This window comes from Paraburkholderia sp. UCT70, assembly GCF_050434085.1.
Lineage (GTDB): Bacteria > Pseudomonadota > Gammaproteobacteria > Burkholderiales > Burkholderiaceae > Paraburkholderia > Paraburkholderia tuberum.
The window spans coordinates 983,579-1,000,571 of sequence record NZ_JBNPVZ010000002.1 but is presented as its reverse complement, the minus strand read 5'-3'; the positions used below and the strand labels follow the sequence as shown (position 1 = coordinate 1,000,571).

Below are 16,993 nucleotides of genomic sequence, written 5' to 3'. Positions count from 1 at the left end.
AGGAAAGCGCCCCTATGCAGGTGATACCTGTTCTCGATCTGCTCAACGGCCAGGTCGTACGCGCGGTGCGCGGCGAGCGGAGCGCCTATCGGCCCATCCAGTCCCGCCTCGTCGCGACGAGCGACCCACTTGCCACCGCCCGCGCGCTGCTCGAAGCCAGCGGCGCGCGCACGCTCTATATCGCCGATCTCGGCGCCATCCTGCAGCGCGGCGCGCATGCTTCGACGCTCGCCGCATTGCGGGCCGCGCTGCCCGGCATCGAACTGTGGCTCGACGCGGGTTTCGCGGACTACGCGTCAATGCGCGCGCTATTCGAGCGCATCGACGACGCCATCGATCAACACGACAGCCCTGCTGCCGCTTCCCATCTCGCGACTCTCGTGCCTGTCTTCGGCTCGGAGACGCTGCGCGATATCCACGCACTGCACGCGGCTCAGCGCGCCGGTCTCGCGCCGATCCTGTCGCTCGATCATCGCGCGGGCGAACTGCTCGCCGCGGCCGCGCTCGACCGCTCGTCGGCGTGGTGGCCGTCGCGCGTGATCGCGATGACGCTCGACCAGGTCGGCAGCTACGCCGGCCCCGATCTCGCGACGTTCGAGCGCGTGCGCGCGGAGGCCGCCGTGCACACCACGCTGATCGGCGCGGGCGGCATCCGCAATCGCGACGATCTGGCCGCCGCGGCCGGCACCGGCGCAAGCGCCTGGCTGGTGGCGTCCGCGCTGCACGATCGACAGATCGACTACGCGCATTCCGATTCCGCGTAGGCCTTCCATACAATTTCCATGCCACGCGTTCCGACAGCGCTGTCGGTAAACGCAACGCAAGCCGGACTGTTCGCGTGTGACACTCTGCTTGACACTCTGCTCCAGAACGGCACACATTTTGTATGGCGCAGTGGGCCTTTGACGCGCGCGCCGACGCAGGATCAGGCACGCTTGCCGCAGGGACCCCGCGCAGGTTCATCCGCTGAATGCAAAGCAGTACGCCCGTAGGCGCGGCCCGCTTCAACGCGGCGCTTGCCCGCCGAGGCGTGTCGAAAGATCGGCATGGAGCTTGCTAAACCTGCCCCATGCATAGCCCCTCCATCGATCCATCGACCCCCAGCCCGAGCGCAACGCGCGCCGCGGCGCTCACACGCGACTGGATCTGTCCGTTCTGCCCTTTGTTGTGCGACGACCTGGTCGCCGCTGCCCACGACGACGGCACGCTCGATGTGCCGGACACCGAATGTTCGCGGCTCGCTCACGCGCTCGCGCAGTACGGCGTGACGGACGCGCAATGCGCTTGCACCGTCGATGGCAACGAAGTGGACAAGGATGCCGCGCTGGCGAGCGCCGCGCAGTTGCTCGCGAACGCGCGCCGCCCGTTATTCGGCGGCCTCGCCACCGATGTCGCCGGCATCCGCGCGCTGTATCCGCTTGCCGCCGCCTGCGGCGCGATCCTCGATCATCTGCACGGCGATGCGCTGACGCCCGCGACGCTCGCTTTGCAAGACCGCGGCTCGTTCTTTACGACGCTCTCCGAAGTGCGCGCCCGCGCTGACCTGCTGGTGTTCTTCGACTGTCAGCCGTCGCGGCGCTATCCGCGCTTTTTCACGCGCGCGCTGGCGGGCACCGAACTCGCGCGCGAGCTGGTCTTCGTCGGCTGCGAAGCGGACCCGGCCGCAGCCGGCTTCGCGCAAACGCGCATCGACACGCTTCTGCCGGACACCGATCCGTACGACACGCTCGCGCTGTGGTCAGCGCTCGCGGAAGGACGCGACGCCGCCGCGCTGAGCCACGGCGATGGCAGCGCAGCCAACGTGGCAACCGCGCTCGCGTCGTTGCACGCACGGATCGCCGGCGCGCGCTATACGGTGGTCGTCTACGAACCGGCCGCACTGCCCGCGCCGCACGCGGCGCTGCTGATCGAAGCGCTGAACCGGATCGTGAAGGCCGTGAATCGCACGACGCGCGCGGCATGTCTCGCGCTCGGCGGCGACGACGGCGCGTTGACGGTCAATCAGACCGTCACGTGGCTGTCCGGCTTGCCGCTGCGCACGCGCGTGTCGATGCCGGCGGACGCCGCGGGCACCGCGCCGCTCGATCACGATCCGTACCGCTATCGGACGGCTCGGCTGCTCGCCGAACGCGAAGTCGATGCGCTGCTGTGGATCGCGGGCTTCGCGCCGCACGCGTGGCCCGCGTCGCTCGATCCCGCGCTTCCCCTGATCGTGCTCGGTCATCCGGCGCTCGCCGATGCCGCCAGGGCACGCGGCGCGAACACCGTGTTCGTGCCGGTCGCGACACCTGGCGTCGATAGCGGCGGGCATCTGTTTCGCATCGACGGCACGGTCGTGATGCAGCTCACCGCCGCGCGTGGTGCCGCGCTGGAGTCGGTGGCGTCGATTGCCGCGAAGTTGAGCGGGCGATTGAGCGAACGCTTGAGTATGCGCGAGGATCAGCCATGACTCTCGTCCGGCTCAAGGGCGGCACGTTGTTCGACCCGATCCACAACGTCAACGGCGAGCGCCGCGACCTGACGTTCCGCGACGGCCGCATCGTCGACGTGCCCGCCACCACGCCCGTCGATCGTGAATACGACGCGACCGGCATGATCGTGATGGCGGGCGGCATCGACCTGCATTCGCATATCGGCGGCGGCAAGACCAATCTGTCGCGCCTGCTGCTGCCCGAGGACCATCGCGCCGATGCGCCGCGCGAGGCCGCCTACGAAGCCGCGCGCGACGGCAACGGCCGCTACCTGCGCCTGCCGTCGTGCGGCGTCTGCACGCCGGGCACGCTCGCGACCGGCTACCGCTACGCCGAAATGGGCTACACGGCCGCGTTCGAGCCGGCGATGATGCCGTCCAACGCGCGCCACACGCACCTCGAAATGGGCGACACGCCGATCATCGATCACGGCGCGTACGTGATGCTCGGCAACGACGAGCTGTTCCTGCGGATGCTCGCCGCGCGCGACGACTTCGAACGTCTGCGCGACTACGTCGGCTGGACGATCGACGCGAGCAAGGCGCTCGGCGTCAAGGTGGTGAACCCCGGCGGCATCTCGGCGTTCAAGTTCAACCAGCGCTCGCTAAACGTCGACGAGCCGCACGCGCACTACGGCATCACGCCGCGCGACGTGCTGCGCACGCTGACGCGCGCGCTGACCGAGCTGCGCGTGCCGCATCCGCTGCACGTGCACACGAGCAACCTCGGCGTGCCCGGCAACCTCGCCTCGACCATCGCGACGATGGACGCCGCCGACGGCCTGCCGATCCATCTGACGCATATTCAGTTTCACAGCTATGGCACCGAGGGTTCGCGCAAGTTTTCGTCGGGCGCGCGGCAGATTGCCGAGGCCGTGAACGCGCGGCCGAACGTGTCGATCGACGTCGGCCAGATCATCTTCGGACAGACCGTCACGGCCTCCGGTGACACGATGATGCAGTTCCGCAACGCGCCGCTCGCGCGGCCGCACAAGTGGGTGGTGGGCGATATCGAGTGCGACGCGGGCTGCGGCGTGCTGCCGTTCCGTTATCGCGAACAGAGCTACGTGAACGCGCTGCAATGGATCATCGGCCTCGAAATCTTCCTGCTCGTCGACGACCCGTGGCGCGTCGCGATGACCACCGATCATCCGAACGGCGGCCCGTTCACGAGCTATCCGCATCTGATTCGCCTGCTGATGGACAAGCCGTTTCGCGATGAGCAGCTTGCGAAGCTGCATCCCGAGGCGCAGGTCGCCAGCGCGCTGCCGGAACTCAAACGCGAATTCTCGCTGTACGAGATCGCGATCATCACGCGCGCCGGTCCCGCGCGGCTGCTCGGTCTGCGCGATCGCGGCCATCTCGGCGCGGGCGCGGCGGCGGACATCGCCGTCTATCGCGACGAGCCGGACCGCGAGCGGATGTTCACGTCGCCGGCCTATGTGTTCAAGGACGGCGAACTGGTCGCGCGCGACGGTACGCTGGTCGCGACGCCGACGGGCGGCATCCATTTCGTCGCGCCGCAATTCGATCGCGGCATCGAGACAACGCTGCGCGCGTATAGCGACGCGAACCTCGCGAGCAACTTCGCGCATGCCGCGATCAGCGACGACGAAGCCTGCCGCTGCTGCCGCGGCGGACGACTATTGCCCGTCGAATGTCTAACCTGACGCGTCCACGATGAACGCTCCCGCCCCGCTCGACATCAACGGCACCGCGATCGACGCGACCTTCGCCGAAGCCTTTCCGATGAAGGCGACCCGGCTCGTGATCACCGCGCACACGGCGACGTGGGCGATGCACGCGGCGAACTCGCTGGCGGGCTTCGCGACCTCGGTGATCGGTTGCGGCTGCGAGGCGGGCGTCGAGCGCACGCTCGCGCCCGATGCCACGCCCGACGGCCGGCCCGGCGTCGCGGTGCTGTTGTTCGCGGTGTCGTCGAAGGAGCTCGCGAAGCAGATCGGGCGGCGCGTCGGACAGTGCGTGCTCACCTGTCCGAGCACGGCCGTCTACGGCGGCATCGATCCGGCCACGAGCCGCGCGCCGCTGTCGGAGCCGGCGCCGCTTGGCAGCGGGCTGCGCTTTTTCGGCGACGGCTGGCAGATCGCGAAGATGATCGACGCGGGGAACGGACCCACCCGTTACTGGCGCGTGCCGGTGATGGACGGCGAGTTCGTCTGCGAAGACACGGCGGCGACGGTCAAGGCCGTCGGCGGCGGCAACCTGCTGCTGCTCGCGCGCGACCTGGGCGCCGCGCTCGCGGCCGCCGAAGCCGCGGTCGACGCGATGCGCCGGCTGCCGAACGTGATCATGCCGTTTCCCGGCGGCATCGTGCGCTCGGGCTCGAAGATCGGCTCGAAGTATGCGGGCGCGACCGCGTCGACCAACGACGCGTTCTGCCCGAGCCTGATCGGCCTCGCGCGGCGCAGCGAGTTGAGCGCGGACGTTGGCTGCGTGCTGGAGATCGTCATCGACGGTCTGACCGACGCCGACGTCGGCGCGGCGATGACGGCCGGGATCGGCGCGGCCGCCGGACTCGGCCGCGCGGCCGGCGTGCTGCGCATTTCGGCGGGCAACTACGGCGGCAAGCTCGGGCCGTACCACTTTCATCTGCACGAACTGGCGGCGGGGCTCAACGGGAGTCACGCATGAGCACGACCACGTTGCGCGTGAAGACACCACCAGGCTTTCGCGTCGATGCCGCAGCGCTGTCACCCTCGGCGCTGGCCAGCATGAGCGTGGCCGAGATCGAGCGCATCGTGCTGCCGGCCGGCAACGAGCGCTGCGTGGTCGGCGACGTCTTCGAGGTTTCGCGCGACGACGCGCCTGCGTCCGGCGACGACATGGCCACGCTGCTGATCGACGACGCCGCGCGGTGGCTCGACCGGCTCGGCGCGCAGATGGATGGCGGACGGCTCGTCGCGCGCGGCTCGGTCGGCGACTACAGCGGCTTCAGAATGAGCGGCGGCTTGCTTGAAATCGACGGCGACGCGGGGCACTTCACCGGCTGCGAAATGCGCGGCGGACGCGTGACGGTGCGCGGCGACAGCGGCGACTTCGCCGCCGGCGCACTGACGGGCGATATGGAAGGCATGAGCGGCGGCGCGCTGACGATCCACGGCAACGCCGGCGCGCGGCTCGCCGACCGGATGCGCCGCGGCCTCGTGCTGGTCGGCGGCAACGCGGGCGACTTCGCGGCGTCGCGGCTGGTGGCGGGGACCGTCGGCGTGGCGGGGCAACTGGGCGCGCATTATGCCTATGCAATGAGGCGTGGCACGCTGCTGCTCGCGCAACGGCCAGAGCCACTGCCGCCCCCTACTTTCACCGGCGGCGGACACGGTTTCGACGTATTCTGGTCATTGCTCATACGCAGTCTCGCGGCCGAAATCGCGCCGTTTTCGCAGTGGCGCGCGGACCGTCTGCCGGTCCGCTTCACGGGCGACCTCGCGGTCGACGGCCGCGGTGAAATACTGATCGTCGGCTGACGCAGCGCTATGTCAGCCAGGACTGAAACGGTGTTCGGCAAAAAGAAACGTCCCGCAACGATGTTGCATGGAGACAGGGCATGACGACAGCGGATTCTGCAAACGCGAAGCCTGATATCGACGTCAACGCAAATGCCAGCGCCGGCGGCCCGCGCTATGCCGGGCTGCTGATCGCGCTGCACTGGCTGATCGCGCTCGGCATCGTCGGGCTGCTCGCGCTCGGGCTTTATATGGTCGGCTTGCCGAAAGGCTTGCCCGTCAAGGCGACGCTGATCAATCTGCACAAGTCGCTCGGACTGACGGTTTTCCTGCTGGTGCTTTTGCGCATCGGCGCGCGGATGGTCCTTCACCGGCCTCCGCTGCCGCCGATGCCACCGTGGCAACGCGCCGCCGCGCGCACTACGCAGGGTCTTTTATATGTCGGCATGGTGGCGATGCCCCTTGCCGGGTATCTCGGCTCGTCGTTCAACACCTACGGCACGCGCTTCTGGGGCATCCTGCTGCCGAAGTGGGGCTGGGACGACGCGCATCTGCGCGCGCTGTTCTTCGGCCTTCACCACGCCATCGGCTTCGCGCTGATCGTGCTGATCGTGCTGCACGTGGCGGGCGCGTTCAAGCATCAGTGGATCGATCGCGACAACCTGCTCGCGAGGATGCTGCCATGACGATGCGAAGCTTATCGCGCCACACACAGGCGGCCGCCGCACTCGAAGTCCATACGCTGCGCACGCGCGACGGCCATCGCGTGTGGTACGCGCTCGCCGGCGCGCGCGACGGCGTGCCGGTCGCGGTGCTGCACGGCGGCCCGGGCAGCGGCAGTCAGCCCGGCGTGCTGCGGCTGTTCGATCTGCAGCGCTTTCGCGTCGTGCTGATCGACCAGCGCGGCACCGGTGCCTCGACGCCGCACGGCAGCGTGCGCCACAACCGCACCGACTATCTGATCGCCGATCTCGAAGCGATTCGCGCGCGGCTCGGCTTCGCGCGCTGGGGCGTGCTCGGCGGATCGTGGGGCGCGGCGCTCGCGCTCGCGTATGCGGGGCGGTGTCCGCGGTCGGTGACGGGCGTCGTGCTGCGCGGCCTGTTCCTGACGTCCGCGCGCGAAGTGCACGGTTTGTTCATCGGGTCACGCAAGCGTGCGCCGCGTGCGTGGTCGAGACTGCGTGCCGCTGCTCGCTGCGAGCAGCCCGCGACACTGGCCGCGCGTTGCGGCGACACCTTGCAATACGGCGCGAATAAAGCGCGGCAACGCGCGCTCGCGCTGGCCTGGCGCGGCTATGAAAACGCGGTGCTCGCGAGCGCATCGCCGCGAGGCGCCGCACAACGACGTGCGAACCTGCGAAACCCACGCGAACCCCAACGCCACGCGCGCAAGCTGATCGGCAAATACCGGATTCAGGCGCACTACCTCGCGCATCGCTGCTGGCTCGGCGAGACGCGTTTGCTGTCGCTCGCGCGCCGCGCGGCGGCGGCCGGGGTATCGATTGCGGCCGTGCATGGTGGGCGCGATCCGGTGTGTCCGCTCGGCAATCTGCGACGTCTGTCGCGCGCGGTTCCGTCGGCGCGCGTCGAGTCTGTCAGTGCGGCGGGTCATCTGACGAGCGACCCCGCGCTGCATGCATGCGTCGCGCACGTGCTCGCCGCGATGTTCACTCCCACCGTCGAAGAGGGGCGCAGCAGCATGCGTCGCGCGGCATGAAGATCAAGGTACTCGGCTCGTCGGCGGGCGGCGGCTTTCCGCAGTGGAACTGCAATTGCCGCAATTGCGACGGAGTGCGTCGCGACACGGTGAAGGCGACGCGCCGCACGCAGTCGTCGATCGCGGTCAGCGCGAACGGCGAGGACTGGCTGCTCGTCAATGCATCGCCCGATCTGCTCGCGCAGATCGCCGCGCATCCCGAACTTCAACCAGCGCGGCGCGCGCGCGACAGCGGCATCGCCGCGGTGCTCGTGATCGACGCGCAGATCGACCACGTGACCGGCCTCTTGATGCTGCGCGAACGCGACACCCCGCTGCCGCTATACGCGACCGATGCGGTCTGGCAAGACCTCCGCTCCGGCTTTCCGGTCGCGCCGATCCTGTCGCACTACTGCGGAGTCGAGCACCGCCGTATCGCGCTCGACGGCGCGCCGCTCGCCGTCGACGCGCTGCCCGGCATCCGCATCGACGCGCTGCCGCTGTCGAGCAAGGCGCCGCCGTACTCGCCGCATCGCGATGCGCCGGAGCGCGGCGACAACATCGGACTCGTGCTGACGAACCTGCAATCGGGCCGGCGCGTGTTCTACGCGCCGGGGCTCGGCGCGATCGAGCCGCACGTGCTGGCGGCGATGCGCGAGGCCGATCTGCTACTCGTCGACGGCACGCTGTGGACCGGCGACGAAATGATCCGCCTCGGCCTGTCGAAGAAGACCTCGGCGGATATGGGCCATCTGCCGCAGAGCGGCGCGGGCGGCATGATCGAAACGCTCGATTCGCTCGGCGCGAAACGCAAAGTGCTGATCCATATCAACAACACGAATCCGATCCTGATCGAAGACGGCCCCGAGCGGCGCATGCTAGTCGAGCATGGCATCGAGGTCGCGTACGACGGAATGAGCTTCGAGCTTTGAGGCGCGCAGTGAAGAGTACGGAGCGATGCGGTAACGAGGCGCGGCTGTGAACGACGATAAAACGGAGACGGCATGAACGCGAAAGACATTCAGGACACGACACCAACACGCGACGCGAGTACAACGGGAACTCAAGGCATCGACCGACCCGCCTGGAGCCGTGAAGAATTCGAAGCGCAGTTGCGCGCGAAGGGCACCGCCTATCACATCCACCATCCGTTCAACGTGAAGATGAATAGCGGCGGCTGCTCGCGCGAACAGATTCGCGGCTGGGTCGCGAACCGCTTCTACTACCAGATCAACATTCCGCTGAAGGATGCGGCCGTGCTGTCGAACTGTCCGGACCGCGAGACGCGCCGCCGCTGGGTGCTGCGCATTCTCGATCACGACGGCTACGATGGCGCGCAAGGCGGCATCGAAACCTGGGCGCGTCTCGCGGATGCGGTCGGCCTCACACGCGACGAACTGTGGTCGCTCGAACACGTGACGCCGGGCGTGCGCTTCGCCGTCGATGCGTATGTGAATTTCGCACGCCGCGCGCCGTGGCAGGAAGCGGTGTGCTCGTCGCTGACCGAAATGTTCGCGCCGCAGGTACATCGCGACCGGCTCGCGAGCTGGCCCGAGCACTATCCGTGGATCGAACCCGAGGGCCTCGCGTACTTCCGCTCACGCATTTCGCTCGCGCAGCGCGATGTGCAGCACGGACTCGAGGTCACGCTTGCCCATTTCACGCGACGCGATCAGCAGGAACGGGCGCTCGACATCCTGCAGTTCAAGCTCGACATTCTGTGGACCATGCTCGACGCGATCGAGAAGGCGTTTCCGCAATGAACGACTCGACACGCGCCGACCCCGCCACGCCGCTCGCGATTGCGAAGCCATTTCGCCTGCAATGGGAGCCCGCGCAGAACGCGCACGTGCTGCTGTACCCCGAGGGCATGGTGAAGCTCAATCAAAGCGCGGGAGAAATCCTCAAGCGCTGCGACGGCACACGCGACATCGATACGCTGATCGCCGACCTCGAACAGGCGTTCAACACGACCGGCATCGGCAGCGAGGTGCGGGCCTTCATCGCCGACGCGCATGGGCGCGGCTGGCTGGAGTAGCGCGATGACCGATCTTTCTCAACCTGGCTCTCAACCCGGCGCGCAAGTGCAAAGCGACGCGGCCGCCGTCGTGCCGCCGCCGCTGTGGCTGCTCGCGGAGCTGACCTATCGCTGTCCGCTGCATTGCGCGTTCTGCTACAACCCGCTCGACTACACCGATCACAACCGCGAACTGACCACCGGGCAATGGCTCGACGTGCTGCGCGAGGCGCGCGCGCTCGGCGCGGTGCAGCTCGGCTTTTCGGGCGGCGAGCCGCTGGTGCGCGACGACGTCGAAGTACTGGTCGAAGAAGCGCACAGGCTCGGCTTCTACACGAACCTGATCACGTCGGGCGTCGGTCTCACCGATCAGCGCCTCGGCGATCTGAAGGCCGCCGGGCTCGATCACATCCAGCTGTCCTTCCAGGATTCGACGCAGCAGTTGAACGACTTCCTGAGCAGCACGCGCACCTTCGAGCTGAAGCAGCGCGTCGCCGTTGCGCTCAAGCGGCACGGCTTTCCGATGGTGATGAACTGCGTGCTGCATCGCTACAACCTGCCGCATGTCGACAAGATCATCGAGATGGCATTGGCTCTCGGCGCCGAATATCTGGAGCTGGCGAACACGCAGTTCTACGGCTGGGCGCGCGAGAACCAGGCGCAACTGATGCCGACGCAACAGCAGCTCGAAGAAGCCGAAGCGGTGGTCGCGCGCTATCGCCGCACGCATGGCGAGCGCTGCAAGATCTTCTTCGTCGTGCCCGACTACTTCGAGCGCCGCCCGAAGCGCTGCATGAACGGCTGGGGCGCGGTGTTCCTCGGCGTCGCGCCCGACGGCGCCGCGCTGCCGTGTCACGCGGCGCGCGGCCTGCCCGGCCTGACGCTGCCGAACGTGAAGGACATGCCGTTGCGCGAGATCTGGTACGACAGCGACGCGTTCAACCGCTTTCGGGGTTTGCAGTGGATGAAGGAGCCGTGCCGCAGCTGCGATGAAAAGGACCGCGACCTCGGCGGCTGCCGCTGCCAGGCCTACCTGCTGACCGGCGACGCGGCCAACGCCGACCCGGTCTGCGACAAGTCGCCGTTTCACGACACCGTCGTCCAGATCGTGCGGCACGCGGCATCCGCGACCGAGGCGACAGCAGCGGCCCGCGAACAGCCGATCCTGTTCCGCAACGACGCCAACTCACGCAAGTTCGCGGCCGCTGCCCGCGAGCCCGACGCCGGCGGCGATAACCGGGCGTCACCCGGAGTCCAATCATGAGTGCCGACACCATCTCCGTTCTGCTCGTCGACGACCATGCGGTCGTGCGCGAAGGTTACCGGCGTCTGCTCGAACTGAATGCCGACGTCGAGGTGTGCGGCGAAGCGGGCGACGCCGCGCAGGCCTACCAGCGTTTTTGCGCGCTGCGGCCCGACGTGGTCGTGATGGATGTGTCGCTGCCGGGCGCAAGCCGGCATCGAAGCGATGCGGCGCATGCTCGCGCGCGAACCGGACGCGCGCGTGCTGATCTTCAGCGTGCACGAGGAATCGATCTTCGTGCGGCGCGCGCTCGACGCGGGCGCGCTCGGCTACGTGACCAAGGCAAGCGCGCCCGACGTGCTGGTCGAAGCGGTGCGCTCGATTGCACGGCGTGCCGGCTACCTGAGCCCGGACATCTCGCAGGCGCTCGCGCTGCGCACCGCGTTCAACGAAGGGCCGCCGGGGCGTCAGTTGTCGGCGCGCGAGTTCGAGGTGCTGCGGCTGCTCGTGCAGGGCTATACGCTGCCGAGCATCGCCGAAAAGCTGGGCTTGAGTCAGAAAACGGTGGCCAACCACCAATCGGTGATCCGGCAGAAGTTCGGCGCCGACAACGGCGTACAGCTCGCGCAGATGGCAAGCCGCCTCGGGCTTCAGTTCACGGGCTCGGCCAGCCCCGCCTGAGCGGGCACGCGCGCGCAGAACAGAAAACCGCGCTGCGGCTCGCTCGCGATGTGAAATTCGCCGCCGAGCGCCTCGACGCGTTCGCGCATACCGATGAGCCCGAGCCCGCTGCGCGGCCTGGTCAGATCGGTGCCGGGGCCGTCGTCGGCCATCGTGACGACGATCTCGTCGATCTGCGTGCCGTTGTGTTCGCGCGGCGCGCGCACCATGAACAGTTCGACGCGCGAGCGGCGCGCGAACTTCGACACGTTCGTCAGTCCTTCCTGCACGAGCCGGTACAGCGTGATCGTCAACGCATCGCTGAGGCCGCTGAAATCCCCTTCGATCGTCATCGAGAACGACGCCTCGGGCAAGCGCTCGCGCCAGCCGTCGACGCAATGTTCGAGCGCGGTCGGCAAGCCGAATTCGTCGAGACCGATCGGCCGCAGGCGGCGGATCATGCCGCCGATCTCGCGGTACACATGCGTCGCGCTCTGCATCAGCCCAAGCGCGATGCGATGAATTTCCGGCTCGCGCTCGCCCGATAGATCGCGGATGCGCGCCGCGTCGAGCGAGATCGCGTTCAGGTATTGACCCAGCTCGTCGTGCAGCTCGCGCGCCATATGGCGACGCTCCAGTTCCTGCGCCTGCAGCGCCTGACTGGCAAGGCGCCGGTTGTCGGCGAGCAGTCGTTCGGCCTGTTCCTCGAGCATGCGGCGATGGCGCAGTTCGCGGCGCGCATCGCGATAGCGGCGCCACGCGAACCACGCGAGCGCGATCGACAGCACGAACAGCGCGCCCGGCAACTCGTCGAGCTGGAAGCGCTCCATGCCACGCGTGAACCGGTAGACCTTCTCGCTGAGATCGAAGGCGGCGCCGAGCACCGCCGCGAGCACGGTCACGGCGACGACCCAGCCGAGGTCGCGCCATATCGGCGACGATGGCGGCGCTCGGTCAGCGGAAGAGGAATGGATCGGTTCGCTTGACATGACGCTTGCATTCTACTCAGCGCCGGCACACGCAGCGGGTTTTGCGCGAGTTTGGGAACGCTTCCCCGGCAGATCGGGAAAAGCTCCCGCGCGTCTTACAGACGCGTATGCGAAGCTTTACACCAACGTCAAACAACGCGCGACACGCGTACAAATCAAGCCGGCAGGAGACAATAACGATGAGCATGCGATCACAAGCACGCCGCAAACGCCGGCTTCAGCGGCGTGCCGGCATCACCTTCTGCGTCGGCGGCGCGCTCGCCGGTCTGTCCACGAGCGTATGGGCGCAGGCGGAGCCGCCAGTCGCGGCGTCGGCGCCGTCCTCGGCGTCTTCCGCTGCCTCTTCCGGCACAGCCGACGGCAACGCCAACAGCAACACGACACCTACCACGACCCTCGCGCCGATCGTCGTCGTAGGCACCACGCCGCTGCTCGGCATCGGCACACCGCTCACGCTGGTGCCGGCCAACGTGCAGACGGTCCACGCGGCCGATATCCAACGGCAGGGCCGCCAGACACTTAGCGACTACCTCGCGGCGAATCTGCCTAGCGTCACGATCTCCGACGCGCAGGGCAACCCGTATCAGATGAACCTGTTCTATCGCGGCTTCACCGCGTCGCCGCTGCTGGGCACGCCGCAAGGTTTGTCGGTATTCGTCGACGGCGTGCGCGTGAACGAACCGTTCGGCGACGTCGTGAACTGGGACCTGCTGCCGCAACAGGCGATCGACACGATGCAGCTGATCCCCGGCTCCAATCCGACTTTCGGCTTCAATACGCTCGGCGGCGCGCTGTCGATCACGACGAAAAACGGCAAGGACAACCCGGTCGGCGAGGCCGAAATACAGGGCGGCTCGTGGGGACGCAAGGCCGCGCAGATCGAACAGGGCGGCACGATCGGCCAGAACCTCGACTACTACTTCACCGCCAACGCCGCGAACGACAACGGCTGGGCCGAGCAGAACGAGAGCCGCATCCGCCAGGTGTTCGGCAAGCTGCGCTATACCGACGCCGACACGACGCTGTCGTTATCGGCCGGCGGCGCGGACAACGATCTGCACGGCGCGCAAACCATTCCGCGCTCGTTCCTCGGTAACCCCAGGCAACCGTACACGTATCCCGATCAGAATCAGAACAGCGCCGGCTACCTGACGCTGTCGGGCGATCATTACTTCAACGACAACGTCGAACTGAGCGGCAACGCGTACTACCGGCACTTTCGCAATGCCAACACCAGCAGCAACGTCAACAACGACTACGGCAAGATCGGCGACGACGGCACCGTCGATACGTTGCAGGCGACCAACGTACAGTCCACCGTGACGACCGACAGCTACGGCGCGAGCCTGCAACTGACGCTGCTCGGCAAGCTCGGCGGCATGCAGAACCAGTTCATCGCGGGCATGGCCGTCGATGCCGCCGACTCGCGCTTCACGCAGTCGTCGCAGGACGCGGCGTTTACCGATTCGCGCGCGACGGTCGGCATCGGGAATTTCGCACAGCAGACCAACGCGAACACGCACAACACGAACTACGGCATCTACCTGACCGACACGCTTTCGCTGACGCCGCAGTGGTCGCTGACGCTGTCGGGCCGCTACAACTGGGCCGATGCGACGATCGGCGACGAATCCGGCACGCAGCCGCAGCTCGACGGCCACCATACGTTCTCGCGCTTCAATCCGGCGGTCGGCATCAACTGGAATCCGACGCCAGCGCTCACCGCCTACGCGACCTACAACGAGGGCATGCGCTCGCCGACCGCGATCGAGCTGGCCTGCGCCGATCCGAACGCGCCGTGTTCGCTGCCGAACAACTTCATCTCCGATCCGTCGTTGCAGCCGGTCATTTCGAAGACCTATGAAGTCGGCGCGCGCGGCAGGATCGGCGGCAACACGACATGGAGCGCGGCTGCCTACAGCACGACGCTCGACAACGACATCGAGTTCATCAGCAGCAACGGCGCGGGTAGCTCGCAGGGCTTTTTCCAGAACGTCGGGCGCACGCGCCGGCAAGGCGTCGAACTGGCTGGGCAGACGAAATATGGGCCGCTCACGGTGACCGGCAGCTATAGCTACGTCAATGCGACCTACCAGTCGACATGGGTCGAAAGCAGCCCCAGCAACTCGAGCGCCGACGCGAACGGCAACATCACCGTGCATCCCGGCGACCACATCCCGAGCATTCCGGCGACGACCGTCAAGCTGCGGCTCGATTACGCGGCCACCGCGAAATGGCGAATCGGCACGAATCTGACGTGGCGCGGCAGCATCTACGCGCAGGGCGACGAAAACAACCAGGACGTGAACGGCAAGATCTCCGGCTATCTGTTGATCGATATGGACACCAGCTACCAGGTGACGAAACAGTTGCAGGTGTTCGCGTCGGTGTCGAACCTGCTCGACAAGCGCTATGCGAGCTTCGGCGCGCTCGGGGAGAACTTCTTTACCGGACCCGGCAATACGTTCAACGGCGCGGCGCCGGTCAACGAACAGTTCGTCGGGCCGGGTGCGCCGAGGGGGTTCTGGGTGGGGATGAGGTATGCGTGGAAGTAGTGGCGTCTGGCGTGGCGGATCGCATGGCTTCGCTCTTTCCGCCGCCTGAGGCTTCGTCACGAGCGCAATGCCGGGGAACGCGGCGCGGATTTTGAGGAATATGTACGCCTCGTCGCGGCACCCGTAAGCCCGACGTCTCACAGGATCGAGTTCATGAGCGACGTGGCCTATGCTCAGTCGTGGTGGTGCCAGGTCGCTTCGTGACCCGGCTTTGCGGTGCCCCGCCGAAGTGAGGCATGGTTGGTGTGTGCATAGCTATGACCTTCAATCCGTTTTGATCGAATAGAGGTCGCGCAGGAATTCGTTTTGCTGCTTGCGAATTGAATAATGGCAACGCGCCCCCATGACATCGTACATATCCACATGTGTTTTTGGCGGTTCTTCAATATTCCAATCGTAAGCTAGTTTAGGGGCTAGATCGCAAGCCTTTGCCGATTCATCTTGTGCGCGCATGTACCGGTCGAGCTCAGCCTTGCTCGCGCCTTTGATGCCACGTGCGGATTTAATTGAATTTGCCAATTTCCTGTTGTCGACTTCAAGGGATTTTGCATGATGCTCATAGCAATCAAGATCTCCAAATCCGCCACCGCCCAGGTACTGCATGCAATTTGAATCGTTGATCACCTCATCGGCAAATATCGACCGAAAGCTACAAAGCGCCATGACTAGCAAGAAGCACCTCCAAAATTTATTCAATGTCGATACCTCTGCCATGTCGAGCATCACCTGACGATTACCAGGAATACCGGTAATGAGGGGACGCTCAATGTCCAGTCTCTCCTTACGACAAGGACCAGGGATCGACCTTGCCACCCTCAATCACGAAATGCTTCGCATCGGGATTCGAGGGGAATAGGCGCCAGTCCTCATCATCAGGTATCGCATCCGCAAGAATGACTAGTCGCATATCTCTCGCCAGCAAAATGACGGCATCACCGTTCTCGCCCGCCTCGATATTCAAAACAGCCGTTGGGCCATGTGCCACAAGGAGATCGCGGATTCGTTCCGTTGTCACTCTCGTACTCTCTTCAGACGCTGCGAAGTCCGAATAGGACGCAACGATCGCGTGTCCCTGCTCGATGCGCCAGTCGCACTGAATATGGAGCGCCCAATCGCCCAGATACTTGATGGTTCCTCTGCTGGTCTTTACCTCCCGAAGCGGACCGAACTGCAACGTAAGCATGTCGGCCGCGTGCGCCACTCCGCTAACGTCAAGCCCGATCAAGGCGGAAAGGTGAAGTCCTACCTGCTCTTTCGTATCGATCATTCCAATTTGTCTCCAAACAGGTCCAGGGCGCGCTCCATCATGCCGTGATACTCAAGATCGTCCATCTGAATATCGTAGTGAAGGCGGCGTGCTTGATTCTTGCTTAGTCCAAGTGCTTTGACCACCGCCTTAAATTGCTTGTTCTGCGCCTGATTGTTACCGGGACGACCATCGGCGCCGGCGAGCTGCACAGCGTCGCCGTCCGGCATGTCGGGCTGATAGACGAACGACTGAGCATTGCCGAGATTCTCCGGCATGCGCGGGCTGCTGCCATAGAGCGAGCTTGCCATGCTCGCGTCGTCCGCTTGTCGTGAGCGCCCGCGACAATCGCACGCCCATGCGGTGCCCAGGGCTACGGCCATCTCGTAACCGTTTGAATACGACTTCAACCTATCGAACGGAAACCATTCGCCGGTTTCGGCGTTCAGTGCCATTGCGGATGGCATTGGCGGAAAGTTCGAGTAGATCGAATAGGTGATACGGCAAAGCAGGCATTCTTCCTCGTCCCCAGTGCCGCCCTGTTTCTTTTGTTCCATTTGACCTCTTATGATTTTCCAGAAAACACCCGACGAATTAACCATCCGAAGGAGTCACGGTCAACAGTTTTAATTTAAGATAGATCCGTTTTTACA

At 65.9% G+C, this 16,993-nt stretch carries 16 protein-coding genes and 1 pseudogene; 13 read left to right on the top strand and 4 right to left on the bottom strand.

The window, feature by feature from the left end:
• Positions 1–14 precede the first annotated feature (14 nt).
• From OKW41_RS06835 to OKW41_RS06780, 12 genes and pseudogenes are all read left to right on the top strand, one after another.
• A complete protein-coding gene (locus tag OKW41_RS06835) occupies positions 15–764 on the top strand; it encodes a HisA/HisF-related TIM barrel protein (protein WP_429571973.1) in 750 nt (249 codons plus the stop codon).
• A 305-nt stretch (positions 765–1,069) separates the two neighbouring features.
• Positions 1,070–2,449, top strand: coding sequence for a formylmethanofuran dehydrogenase (locus tag OKW41_RS06830; protein ID WP_429571972.1), 1,380 nt, complete (start codon positions 1,070–1,072; stop codon positions 2,447–2,449).
• A complete protein-coding gene (locus tag OKW41_RS06825) occupies positions 2,446–4,140 on the top strand; it encodes a formylmethanofuran dehydrogenase subunit A (RefSeq protein ID WP_429571971.1) in 1,695 nt (564 codons plus the stop codon). Before OKW41_RS06830 ends, OKW41_RS06825 begins: the two co-directional genes overlap by 4 nt.
• A gap of 10 nt (positions 4,141–4,150) precedes the next feature.
• The gene (gene fhcD / locus OKW41_RS06820) at positions 4,151–5,122 is read left to right on the top strand and encodes a formylmethanofuran--tetrahydromethanopterin N-formyltransferase (protein WP_429571970.1); all 972 of its coding nucleotides are present in this window, start codon (positions 4,151–4,153) and stop codon (positions 5,120–5,122) included.
• Positions 5,119–5,955, top strand: a complete 837-nt coding sequence (locus OKW41_RS06815) for a formylmethanofuran dehydrogenase subunit C (protein ID WP_429571969.1) — start codon at positions 5,119–5,121, stop codon at positions 5,953–5,955. Before fhcD ends, OKW41_RS06815 begins: the two co-directional genes overlap by 4 nt.
• Before the next feature lie 80 nt (positions 5,956–6,035).
• Positions 6,036–6,620, top strand: a complete 585-nt coding sequence (locus OKW41_RS06810) for a cytochrome b (protein ID WP_429445686.1) — start codon at positions 6,036–6,038, stop codon at positions 6,618–6,620.
• Entirely contained in the window at positions 6,617–7,651 is a 1,035-nt protein-coding gene (locus OKW41_RS06805) for an alpha/beta fold hydrolase (protein WP_429571968.1), read from the top strand. The genes OKW41_RS06810 and OKW41_RS06805 overlap by 4 nt, the downstream gene beginning before the upstream one ends.
• On the top strand, positions 7,648–8,562 hold the full coding sequence (gene pqqB, locus OKW41_RS06800; protein ID WP_429571967.1) for a pyrroloquinoline quinone biosynthesis protein PqqB: 915 nt from the start codon (positions 7,648–7,650) through the stop codon (positions 8,560–8,562). Before OKW41_RS06805 ends, pqqB begins: the two co-directional genes overlap by 4 nt.
• Positions 8,563–8,634: 72 nt before the next feature.
• On the top strand, positions 8,635–9,393 hold the full coding sequence (pqqC, locus tag OKW41_RS06795) for a pyrroloquinoline-quinone synthase PqqC (protein ID WP_429445680.1): 759 nt from the start codon (positions 8,635–8,637) through the stop codon (positions 9,391–9,393).
• Positions 9,390–9,668, top strand: a complete 279-nt coding sequence (gene pqqD / locus OKW41_RS06790) for a pyrroloquinoline quinone biosynthesis peptide chaperone PqqD (RefSeq protein ID WP_090809033.1) — start codon at positions 9,390–9,392, stop codon at positions 9,666–9,668. The genes pqqC and pqqD overlap by 4 nt, the downstream gene beginning before the upstream one ends.
• A 4-nt stretch (positions 9,669–9,672) precedes the next feature.
• Positions 9,673–10,911, top strand: a complete 1,239-nt coding sequence (gene pqqE, locus OKW41_RS06785; protein WP_429571966.1) for a pyrroloquinoline quinone biosynthesis protein PqqE — start codon at positions 9,673–9,675, stop codon at positions 10,909–10,911.
• Positions 10,908–11,571: pseudogene (locus tag OKW41_RS06780) on the top strand (response regulator). Before pqqE ends, OKW41_RS06780 begins: the two are co-directional and overlap by 4 nt.
• Here the strand turns inward: OKW41_RS06780 and OKW41_RS06775 are convergent.
• Complete coding sequence (locus tag OKW41_RS06775; RefSeq protein WP_429571965.1) at positions 11,541–12,539, bottom strand: histidine kinase; 999 nt, start codon at positions 12,537–12,539, stop codon at positions 11,541–11,543. The pseudogene OKW41_RS06780 and the gene OKW41_RS06775 sit on opposite strands and share 31 nt — an antisense overlap.
• 179 nt (positions 12,540–12,718) lie before the next feature.
• Here OKW41_RS06775 and OKW41_RS06770 point away from each other — a divergent pair, with 179 nt between their 5' ends.
• Positions 12,719–15,094, top strand: a complete 2,376-nt coding sequence (locus OKW41_RS06770) for a TonB-dependent receptor (RefSeq protein WP_429571964.1) — start codon at positions 12,719–12,721, stop codon at positions 15,092–15,094.
• Positions 15,095–15,358: 264 nt separating this feature from the next.
• On the opposite strand, the gene OKW41_RS06765 is transcribed toward OKW41_RS06770, so the two are convergent.
• The 3 genes from OKW41_RS06765 to OKW41_RS06755 form a co-directional block, all read right to left on the bottom strand.
• On the bottom strand, positions 15,359–15,766 hold the full coding sequence (locus OKW41_RS06765) for a hypothetical protein (RefSeq protein WP_429571963.1): 408 nt from the start codon (positions 15,764–15,766) through the stop codon (positions 15,359–15,361).
• Positions 15,767–15,875: 109 nt separating this feature from the next.
• Positions 15,876–16,361, bottom strand: a complete 486-nt coding sequence (locus tag OKW41_RS06760) for a hypothetical protein (RefSeq protein WP_429571962.1) — start codon at positions 16,359–16,361, stop codon at positions 15,876–15,878.
• On the bottom strand, positions 16,358–16,897 hold the full coding sequence (locus OKW41_RS06755; protein ID WP_429571961.1) for a hypothetical protein: 540 nt from the start codon (positions 16,895–16,897) through the stop codon (positions 16,358–16,360). Before OKW41_RS06755 ends, OKW41_RS06760 begins: the two co-directional genes overlap by 4 nt.
• Positions 16,898–16,993 lie beyond the last annotated feature (96 nt).

Bases quoted from the DNA above. Each gene is read 5' to 3' on its own strand.
- OKW41_RS06835 (WP_429571973.1), top strand. From the start codon at position 15: ATGCAGGTGATACCTGTTCTCGATCTGCTCAACGGCCAGGTCGTACGC.
- OKW41_RS06830 (WP_429571972.1), top strand. From the start codon at position 1,070: ATGCATAGCCCCTCCATCGATCCATCGACCCCCAGCCCGAGCGCAACG.
- OKW41_RS06825 (WP_429571971.1), top strand. From the start codon at position 2,446: ATGACTCTCGTCCGGCTCAAGGGCGGCACGTTGTTCGACCCGATCCAC.
- fhcD (WP_429571970.1), top strand. From the start codon at position 4,151: ATGAACGCTCCCGCCCCGCTCGACATCAACGGCACCGCGATCGACGCG.
- OKW41_RS06815 (WP_429571969.1), top strand. From the start codon at position 5,119: ATGAGCACGACCACGTTGCGCGTGAAGACACCACCAGGCTTTCGCGTC.
- OKW41_RS06810 (WP_429445686.1), top strand. From the start codon at position 6,036: ATGACGACAGCGGATTCTGCAAACGCGAAGCCTGATATCGACGTCAAC.
- OKW41_RS06805 (WP_429571968.1), top strand. From the start codon at position 6,617: ATGACGATGCGAAGCTTATCGCGCCACACACAGGCGGCCGCCGCACTC.
- pqqB (WP_429571967.1), top strand. From the start codon at position 7,648: ATGAAGATCAAGGTACTCGGCTCGTCGGCGGGCGGCGGCTTTCCGCAG.
- pqqC (WP_429445680.1), top strand. From the start codon at position 8,635: ATGAACGCGAAAGACATTCAGGACACGACACCAACACGCGACGCGAGT.
- pqqD (WP_090809033.1), top strand. From the start codon at position 9,390: ATGAACGACTCGACACGCGCCGACCCCGCCACGCCGCTCGCGATTGCG.
- pqqE (WP_429571966.1), top strand. From the start codon at position 9,673: ATGACCGATCTTTCTCAACCTGGCTCTCAACCCGGCGCGCAAGTGCAA.
- OKW41_RS06775 (WP_429571965.1), bottom strand. From the start codon at position 12,539: ATGTCAAGCGAACCGATCCATTCCTCTTCCGCTGACCGAGCGCCGCCA.
- OKW41_RS06770 (WP_429571964.1), top strand. From the start codon at position 12,719: ATGAGCATGCGATCACAAGCACGCCGCAAACGCCGGCTTCAGCGGCGT.
- OKW41_RS06760 (WP_429571962.1), bottom strand. From the start codon at position 16,361: ATGATCGATACGAAAGAGCAGGTAGGACTTCACCTTTCCGCCTTGATC.
- OKW41_RS06755 (WP_429571961.1), bottom strand. From the start codon at position 16,897: ATGGAACAAAAGAAACAGGGCGGCACTGGGGACGAGGAAGAATGCCTG.